Origin of the sequence: Lentzea aerocolonigenes (assembly GCF_000955955.1) — a bacterium.
Classification (GTDB): domain Bacteria; phylum Actinomycetota; class Actinomycetes; order Mycobacteriales; family Pseudonocardiaceae; genus Lentzea; species Lentzea aerocolonigenes_A.
The window spans coordinates 1-9167 of the sequence record NZ_JYJG01000553.1 but is presented as its reverse complement, the minus strand read 5'-3'; the positions used below and the strand labels follow the sequence as shown (position 1 = coordinate 9167).

At 68.5% G+C, this 9167-nt stretch carries 6 protein-coding genes; 3 read left to right on the top strand and 3 right to left on the bottom strand.

What is annotated here, in order from left to right; all coding sequences use genetic code 11:
• Positions 1-210: 210 nt before the first annotated feature.
• Positions 211-786 carry a MarR family winged helix-turn-helix transcriptional regulator gene (locus UK23_RS46660; protein ID WP_045318304.1) on the bottom strand — a complete coding sequence of 192 codons (576 nt, stop codon included), beginning with the start codon at positions 784-786 and terminating at the stop codon, positions 211-213.
• 316 nt (positions 787-1102) lie between these two features.
• Here UK23_RS46660 and UK23_RS46655 point away from each other — a divergent pair, with 316 nt between their 5' ends.
• The 3 genes from UK23_RS46655 (at position 1103) to UK23_RS46645 (ending at position 7152) form a co-directional block, all read left to right on the top strand.
• Positions 1103-2437, top strand: coding sequence for a glutamine synthetase family protein (locus UK23_RS46655; RefSeq protein WP_231114998.1), 1335 nt, complete (start codon positions 1103-1105; stop codon positions 2435-2437).
• Between the two features lie 10 nt (positions 2438-2447).
• Positions 2448-4937, top strand: a complete 2490-nt coding sequence (locus tag UK23_RS46650; protein WP_045318302.1) for a DEAD/DEAH box helicase — start codon at positions 2448-2450, stop codon at positions 4935-4937.
• A gap of 67 nt (positions 4938-5004) precedes the next feature.
• Positions 5005-7152, top strand: coding sequence for an FG-GAP repeat domain-containing protein (locus UK23_RS46645; protein ID WP_196778189.1), 2148 nt, complete (start codon positions 5005-5007; stop codon positions 7150-7152).
• A 79-nt stretch (positions 7153-7231) separates the two neighbouring features.
• Here UK23_RS46645 and UK23_RS46640 read toward each other — a convergent pair whose 3' ends face one another.
• On the bottom strand, positions 7232-7981 hold the full coding sequence (locus UK23_RS46640) for a maleylpyruvate isomerase family mycothiol-dependent enzyme (protein ID WP_045318300.1): 750 nt from the start codon (positions 7979-7981) through the stop codon (positions 7232-7234).
• Positions 7982-7993: 12 nt separating this feature from the next.
• The coding region (locus tag UK23_RS46635) for a cytochrome P450 (RefSeq protein ID WP_045318299.1) at positions 7994-9167 on the bottom strand (1174 nt) is incomplete at its 5' end.

Here is a 9167-nt window from a genome sequence, read left to right as displayed (position 1 = left end):
GCAACGGGACCCGCCCAACGCAAGCCGACCACCTACGGACCCCGCACCCCCCCACGGAACGCACGCGAACGCAGGCGTCCCCCCGACCCGGGAACCCCTACAACCAAACCTACCCAGAACGTCCGACAAGATCGTCAGTCACAGCCCAGCCACACGCCGAAATGGGCGACTCACCCCCGGTGAGTCGCCCAGACCAGCCGCCAAGCCCGATCAGCCGTGCTTGGCCCGCCGCCCAGACCGACGAGGCGGCAACGGCGTATCGCCACGCAGGTCCAACCGCCGCTGCTCCCCGTTGGCCTCGAGATGCGTCACCATCCGGCGCAGCATCTCCGCCAGCGACTGAGCCTCGGCCGACTCCAGCGGATCGGAGACGAAGACCTCTTCCTCGTTGAACTTGGGAAAGAGATCAGCCATCAACTCTTCACCCTCAGGGGTGAGTCGCAGAACCGCCAGCCGCCCGTCGGTCGGGTGTCCGAGACGCTCCAACAGCCCCCGTGACTGCAGCGTCTTGGCGACGCCGGTCAGGGTGCCCTTGGAGATCCCGGCCTCCTCGGCCACGTAGCGCGTCTCCATCTCGCCCCAGATCCACACGACCCAGAGCACGACGAAGCCGGTCCAGGTCAGATCGCTGGTGCGCAGCACCGAGTTCTCGAGGTGCTGGCGAATCGCGGTGGCGGCGCGGTGGATGTTCGACACCGCCGCCATCTGCTCGCGATGCAGCGGCACCGCACCGAGCTTGGCCTGGACGGCTTTCTCGGTCTCGGCAATCGTGTGGTGACCAGACAACTCAAAGTCTCCCGTGCTCGAGCTCAGGTGTTCCCGGCACAATACTTGCGGTTCCGAACTATGTCTGTGATGTGGTGCGAGTCAGTCCGCACGCGGTTTGATCACGATCCCACATCGTGCATGATCTCGTGACGGTCGTCACCCGTCCAGTTACGGACTGTTGCCCCGTGGTGGACGATGAGTGTGGAGCACCCACTGAGACCGATCATGGTCTTTACTCCACGGACGGGTCTATAGCGTTTGCCCCTCAACGTTATCCCCTCCGTGCCAGCGACACACTGTGCCGGAAAGGTAGTTCGACGTGGTCGGTGAACAGGTGACACGGGAACTCGCGGCAAGACTGGGCGACGACGGCATCGATGTCGTGCGCGTCGTCTTCCCCGACCTGCTCGGCACGGATAGGGGCCGTGACGTGCTCGTGGAGCATCTACCAGCGGTTACGCAGCGGGGGCTGTCGTTCTGCCGTGCCGTTTACAGCACGACTCCGGGCGGCAAGACGACCGAGAACGGGGGCGTGCTCGACGCCGGACTGCCCGACGTCATCGTGGTGCCGGATCTCGACACACTGCTCCCGATTCCGTGGGAGCCGGGCGTGGCGTGGTGCATCGGCGACGCCGTCAGCCCCGCCGACGAGAGACCTGTCGACGAATCGCCGCGGCAGGTGCTGCGCCGGGCGCTGGAAATATTCGAGACGACGGGACTGTCGCCGGTGGTCGGTCCCGAGTTGGAATATTTTCTCTGCGAACCCGACGAAGATCGCCCGAACGGGTGGCGGCCCTACTGCGATGAGCCCGGCAACGTGTACGCCACCGGCCGAAGGGGCGACTCTGACGGTCATCTGTTGAGAACTCTTCGCACACTCAGCTCCGCGGGCCTGCAAACCACGGGCGGCAACCACGAGTACGCGGGCGGTCAGTTCGAAATCAACCTCGTCCATTCGCCCGCCATGGACGCGGCCGATCGCGCGTTCCGCTTCAAGACGAGCGTCAAGGAGCTCGCGCGACGTGAAGGCCGGCTCGCCACGTTCATGGCCAAGCCGTTCAACGACGGCGGCGGCTCCGGCTTCCACCTGCACCTCTCGTGCCACGAGAAGGACGGCCGCAACGCGTTCCAGGCGCCCGGGACGAGTCACGGCCTCTCGGATGAAGCCCGCTGGGCCATCGGCGGCATCCTCAAGCACGCCCCCGCGCTGGCCGCGCTGCTCAACCCGACGGTCAACTCCTACAAGCGGTTCGGCCCGGACTCGCTCGCCCCGTGGCTGATCGACTGGGGCCTCGACAACCGCAGCGCCATGCTCCGGGTGCCTGCCGAACGAGGCGAGACGACGCGGCTCGAACTGCGGCTCGGCGACGCGAGCGCCAACCCGTACCTCGGCATCGCGGGCCTCATCGCGGCCACCTACCTGGGCATTCGCGACCGGATCGAGCCGCCGCGGCCGTCCGCGGGCTACGGCTACGACCCGTCGAAGGCCCCGACTCTGCCCGCGACGCTGCCGGACGCACTCGCCTATCTGGAGGAGGACGCGGCGATGGTCGAGGTGCTGGGCAAGGACTTCGTGCGGTCCTATGTGGACTTCAAGTGGGAGGAAGTGGCCCGGTTCCAGCGGTTCGTGACCGACTGGGAGTTCACCGAGTACGCGTACCACCTATAGTTCACCTGCGATGACTGCACTTACGGACCGGCTCACCTCGATCGCCGACGAAGACGAACTGTTCGACGCCTTCTCCCACTGGGCGGGTGAGCGCGGCCTGGCGCTGTACCCGGCGCAGGAGGAGGCGGTCATCGAGCTCGTCTCGGGGGCCAACGTCATCCTCAGCACGCCCACGGGGTCCGGCAAGTCCCTGGTGGCCATCGGTGCCCATCTCGTCGCGATGGCGGGCAACCAGCGCAGCTTCTACACCGCGCCGATCAAGGCGCTGGTCTCGGAGAAGTTCTTCGCGTTGTGCGAGGTGTTCGGCCCGGAGAACGTCGGCATGATGACCGGCGACGCCAGCGTCAACGACCAGGCGCCCATCATCTGCTGCACCGCGGAGATCCTCGCGAACATCGCGCTGCGCGACGGGGCGACGGCGGATGTCGGCCAGGTCGTGATGGACGAGTTCCACTTCTACAGCGAGCCGGACCGCGGCTGGGCGTGGCAGGTGCCGATCGTCGAGCTGCCGCAGGCCCAGTTCCTGCTGATGTCGGCGACGCTGGGCGACGTCACGTTCTTCGAGAAGGACCTGACCCGCCGCACCGGCCGCCCGACCGCGGTGGTCCGCTCGGCGCAGCGGCCGGTGCCGCTGAACTTCCAGTACGTCTCCACGCCGTTGCACGAGACGATCGAGGACCTGCTGCACGGCCGTGAGGCGCCGATCTACGTCGTGCACTTCACCCAGGCCGCCGCTCTCGAACGCGCGCAGTCGCTGATGAGCGTCAACGTCGCGACGAAGCCCGAGAAGGAAGCGATCGCGGAGACGATCGGCAACTTCCGCTTCAGCGCCGGGTTCGGCAAGACGCTGTCGCGGCTGGTGCGGCACGGCATCGGCGTGCACCACGCCGGCATGCTGCCCAAGTACCGCCGCCTGGTCGAACAGCTCGCGCAGGCCGGTCTGCTCAAGGTCATCTGCGGCACGGACACGCTCGGCGTCGGCATCAACGTGCCGATCCGCACGGTCGTCTTCACCGCGCTGTCGAAGTACGACGGCACCCGCACCCGGATCCTGAAGGCCCGCGAGTTCCACCAGATCGCCGGACGGGCCGGCCGCGCGGGCTACGACACCGTGGGCACCGTCGTCGTGCAAGCGCCGGAGCACGAGGTCGAGAACATCAAGGCGCTGGCCAAGGCGGGCGACGACCCGAAGAAGCGCCGCAAGGTCGTCCGCAAGAAGGCTCCTGACGGGTTCGTGTCGTGGAGCGAGACGACGTTCGAACGGCTCGTCGGCGCCGAACCGGAGCCGCTGACCTCGTCGTTCCAGGTCTCGCACGCCATGCTGCTGAACGTGATCGGCCGCCCCGGCGGTGGCGCGTTCGCGGCCATGCGGCACCTGCTCGAGGACAACCACGAGGACCGGCCGAAGCAGCTCAAGCACATCCGCCGCGCGCTGGCGATGTACCGGGCGCTGGTCGCGGCGGGCGTGGTCGAGCGCGACGGCGACGACTTCCGGCTGACGGTCGACCTGCAGTTCAACTTCGCGCTGAACCAGCCGCTGTCGCCGTTCGCGCTGGCCGCGATCGAGCTGCTGGACCGCGAGGACCCCGGCTACGCGCTGGACGTGCTCTCGGTGATCGAGTCCATTCTGGACGACCCGAGGCAGATCCTGGGCGCGCAGGAGCACAAGGCGCGCGGCGAGGCGATCGGCGCGATGAAGGCCGACGGCATCGAGTACGACCAGCGGATGGAACTGCTGGAGGAGGTCACGTACCCGAAGCCGCTCGTCGAGCTGCTCGACGCGGCGATGTTCACCTACCGCCGCGGCCACCCGTGGGTCGACGACTACAAGTTGTCCCCCAAGGCAGTGGTGCGCGACATGTACGAGCGCGCGATGACCTTCACGGAGTACGTGGCGTTCTACGGCCTGGCGCGCTCCGAGGGCCTGGTGCTCAGGTATCTGGCCGACGCCTACAAGGCGCTGTCGCAGACGGTGCCGGAGGAAGCCAAGACCGAGGAGCTCAACGACCTGATCTCGTGGCTCGGCGAGCTGGTGCGCCAGGTCGACTCGTCGCTGATCGACGAGTGGGAGAAGCTCACCAACCCGGACGACGAGGCCGCTCCCGAGGTCCGCGTCGACCTGCCGCCTGCCGTCACCAGCAACGTGCGGGCGTTCCGGGTGCTGGTCCGCAACGCGCTGTTCCGCCGCGTCGAACTGGCCGCGAAACGCGACTGGTACTCGCTGGGCGAACTGGACCACGAGTCGGGCTGGACGGCCAAGGAGTGGATGGACGCTCTGGAGCCGTACTTCGAGGAGCACCGGGACATCGGCGCGGGCCCGAACGCGCGCGGCCCGGCGTTCCTGATCATCAACGTCGAGCGCGAGCGCTGGGTGTGCCGGCAGATCTTCGAGGACCCGGCCGGCGACAAGGACTGGGGCTTCAACGCCGAGATCGACCTGATGGCGTCGGACGAGGTGGGCGAGGCCGTCGTGATCATCACCGATGTAGGCCGCCTGTAGGCAGGGCGACCTACCCTCCCCCTCGCGTGATGCCGGCATGGCATTCGTGAGCGAGGGGGGAGAGCTCATGCGAAGAACACTGTCCGTTTTCACCCTGCTGGGGATGGTCACCACCCTGGCCGCATCACCGGCTCAGGCAATGGGGTACTCGACGCTGCCGTCCGCGTGGACGCAGGTGAACCAGCTCCAACCGGACACCTCCTACTGGGACACCCACCGGGAGGCGGTCCGGGTCGGCGCGATCGACGGCGGCGAGTGGCGGTCGCTGTTCCAGTTCGACACCAGGCAGTTCGGTGGCGCGCGGATTCTCGACGCGACCGTCCGGATCATGATCGACCGCACCGAGAGCTGCACCGACACCCCGGTGCAGCTGTGGCAGACCAAGACGATCGACCCGGCGAAACCGTTGACGTGGCGGACGTCCGAGGACCACTGGCGCACCCAGCTGGCGACCGCGTCGGGGCAGGCCTGCGGCGAGAACAACACGCCGCTGGCGTTCAGCGGCGACCAGTTCCGGCAGGTGGTGCAGCAGGCAGCTGACGACAGGGCCGGCTCGATCGGGCTCGGGCTGCGCGCTGCCCAGGACACCGATCCCGCGCAGGGCAAGGTGATCCTGCCCGGCAGCGTGTACCTCATCGTGAACTACAACAACGCGCCGGCGGTGCCGACGGTGAACACCACCTACCCGCGTGCGTGCGGCACGGCGGACGCACCGACGGTGATGCCGCCGCCGCGCCAGTTCTCGGGCACCGCCAAGGACCTCGACGGCGACAACGTGACCACCACGCTGGAAGTCCGCGACGCCGCGGGGACGATGGTGCACACCAGCAGCGTCCCTGGACCGGCGTTCTCCTGGGCCGAACTGCCGGACGGCCTGCTGCAGCACGGAAACGTCTACCGCTACCGCGCGAAGTCCAGTGACGGCACGGACTCCAGCCCGTACAGCGCCGAGTGCTGGTTCCTGGTCGACGACGTGGACCCCGGCAAGCCGCGCATCTCCTCGATCGACTACCCGAACGGCGAGCCCGCGATCCCGGCCGGCACCACGGGGACGATCACGCTGTCCCCGGCCACGCCCGGCGACGACGTCTACGGCTACCAGTTCGGGCTGCAGTCGGAGAGGGCGACCACCTTCGTCAAGGCCGGTCCGGACGGCCGCGCGGTCATCCCGATGACGCTGCCGCGCGACCGGTCGTGGTCGTTCTTCTACGCGCGGGCAGTCGACCGGGCGGGCAACGTCAGCGACTACAACGGCGACTGGGACCTGGCCGCGCTCAACCCCGTGACGCCACAGCCGCACGTGCGCGCCGACTACACCGGTGATGGCCGCGCGGACGTGACCTTCATGCAGCGCAACGACTTCGGTCGCTACACGATGTGGAACGTCACGGCGCGCGACGGCGGTTTCCACAGTGGCACCCAGGTCTTCGACCCCGGGATCAGCTCGGGAGCCGAGCAGTGGGGCCCGCACGTGCGCGGCGACTTCGACGGGGACGGGCGCTCCGACGTGATCCTGTTCCAGCGGGGCTCCGGCACGTCGACCCGGATGCTGCTGATGCTCTCCGACGGCAACCGGTTGAACGCACCGCCCGTGCCGTGGAGCGGGGAGCTGCCGTTGGACAGCACCAGGTTCACCGCCGGTGACTTCGACGGCGACGGCAAGACCGACGTCGCGGCAGCCACCGGGACCCGCGTGCAGGTGTTCCGCGGCGGTGCTCTCGGATCACCGACGACGTGGCTGGACGGGGTCAGCGGCAAGATCAGCGCGGGTGACTTCGACGGGGACGGCAAGGCCGACCTCGCCGAGATCAGGGGTGAGACCGCCGGCAGCTCGCTGCGCACATACACGTCCACCGGCAGTGCGTTCGGCGCCGGTCAGGTTCGTTGGCAAGACAAGGACTACGTCGCGGACCGGGTGACGCCGGTCAGCGCGGACGTCGACGGTGACGGTCGCCAGGACGTCGTGGTCGTGGGCGAGCAGGCGGTGTTCGTGCACACCGCCGCGAACTTCACCCCGCGCATCTGGGCGCAGGGCAAGTTCTCCGGTGTCGTGACGGCCGGCGACTTCGACCTGGACGGCAAGGAGGACCTCGCGGTCGTGCGGGCGGCTGACGGCAGGACGCAGCTGTGGACGTTGCGGTCGACCGGCAGCGCGTTCGACTTCCCGGTGCTGGGCTGGGAGGACGAGACGCGCGGCACTCCGTCGGTGTCCTGAGCACCTGGCGGACGAGCTTGCGATGAAGGGCTCATTCATCCACCTCACGTGGATGAATGAGCCCTTCATCGGTTTCCGCTTAGGCGGGTTCCCAGGCGATGAGCCGGTCGATCACCCGCGCGTCGCCGTCGAGCTTCATCTCGGCCGGTTCGGCGCGGCCGTAGAACCACAGCACGAAGTCGCTCGCCGTGGCAGTGGCGGACGCGTCGGCCTCACCCTCGACAGGGCCGATGCGTGCGCCGTCCGCGTCGAACCGAATGCTCCAGGAACGGCCCTCGGGGACGTGGTACTGGAGGGTGGCGGGCTCGTGCGGCCACGCGCTGGTCGTGGAGACGCAGGTGAGGAGGAACTCGTCGACACCGTCGAGCGCCACCTCGTCCGGCAGCGGCTGCGGGTCCCCGACGGTGAGCTGGGCGTCGTAGGTGTGCACCGCGATCTCCTGGACCTGGTGCCGGGCAACGGCTCCGGTGGTCCGCGGCGACTGCGCCTTGACCCATCCCACCCAGCACTCGCGGTCCGGACCGGACTCCCGGAGCGCGTGCAGCAGCTGGGCCGCCGCGTCGGCCAGCCACGCCACGAGGGCGTCGCGGTCTTCCGGCGCGGCCGGGATGTCCGGCGTCGCCTTGGCCGTGGCAGGTCCCGCGGCGACCGTGGCGGCCCAGACGTAGCGGCCGGTGCCGATGTGGTGTGCGAGGTCTCGCAGCGTCCACGCCGGACAGGTCGGCACCTGCGCGTCGAGGCTGGGAGCGGTGGCGATGGCGTCGCGGAAGGCGGCCGACCGTTCGTCGATCAGGCGAAGCAGGTCGGAGAAGCGCAGAGCGTTGTGCACGGCGGGTGTCTATCACTGGTCGGTGAGCAGGCGCAGCTCCTTTAATCCGCGCAACGCCGGGTCCGGGCGGAACTCGGGTTCGCCTGCTCGCGGATCGAGCCTGAGGTCCGGGAACCTCCCGGCCAGCATCGGGAACATCACCTGGCCTTCGAGGCGGCCGAGGAAAGCGCCGATGCAGTAGTGGATACCCGCGCCGAACGTCAGGTGCGTGACCGCTGACTCCCTGGTGAGGTCCAGGGTCTCCGGGTCGGTGTACTTGGCGGGGTCGCGGTTGGCCGCGCCGAGCACCGGGAAGATGAGCTCGCCCGCCTTGATCCGGTGGCCGCCGACCTCCATGTCCTCGCTCGCGAGCTGCGGGGTGATGATCGGCGCCGGCGAGTCGTAGCGGAGCAGTTCCTCTGCTGCCGTGGTGGCGATCGGCTCGGTGCGCAGGAGCTGGTACTGCGAAGGGTTGCGCAGCAGGGCGAGTGTGCCGTTGCCCAGGTAGTTCGCGGTGGTCTCCAGGCCCGCGTTGATCAGCGAGATGATGTTGACGACCAGTTCGTCGTCGCTGTCCCACTCGCCGCGCTCACCGAACAGGTCGGCGTCGGATGCCCTGAGCTGCTCGGAGATCAGGTCGTCGCGCGGGCTTCGGCGGCGGACTCCGATCAGCTCGCGCAGGTAGTCCATCAGGTCGTCCATCGCGGCGGAGGAGGCGTGCGCGACGGCGATGGGGTCGGTGCCGTACTGGCCCTCCCCCAGCGTTTTCATGACGTCGGTGCCCCACCGGGTGAGTTGCTGCTGGTCTTCTCGTGGCACGCCGACGAGGTCCATGACCACGCGGGACGGGAACGGGTAGGCGACCTCGGCCAGGAAGTCGCCGCCGGTGAAGCCGTCGAGCAGTTCGCGGCAGGTGTTCTCGACCTCGGTGCGGCGTTGCTCCATCGCTCGTGGGGTGAAGCTGCGGTTCATCAGCTTGCGCAGCCGGGTGTGCGACGGCCTGTTGCTGAACGGCAGCGAGCTGTCCAGGCGGCGGATGAACGGGTTCATCTCCTCCAGGACGTCCTGGGGCAGCCGTGCCATCAGCGTGGCGGTGGAGGGACGGACGACGGTCGTGCGGCGCAGGACGTCCGTGACGTCGGCGTGGCGGGTGAGCACCCAGCCGTCGAGCGCGTCGTCGTAGTAGACCGGTGCGAGGTCCCTCAGC

Excerpts from the sequence above, each read along its gene's own strand:
- UK23_RS46645 (WP_196778189.1), top strand. The coding sequence starts at position 5,005 with ATGCGAAGAACACTGTCCGTTTTCACCCTGCTGGGGATGGTCACCACC.
- UK23_RS46650 (WP_045318302.1), top strand. The coding sequence starts at position 2,448 with ATGACTGCACTTACGGACCGGCTCACCTCGATCGCCGACGAAGACGAA.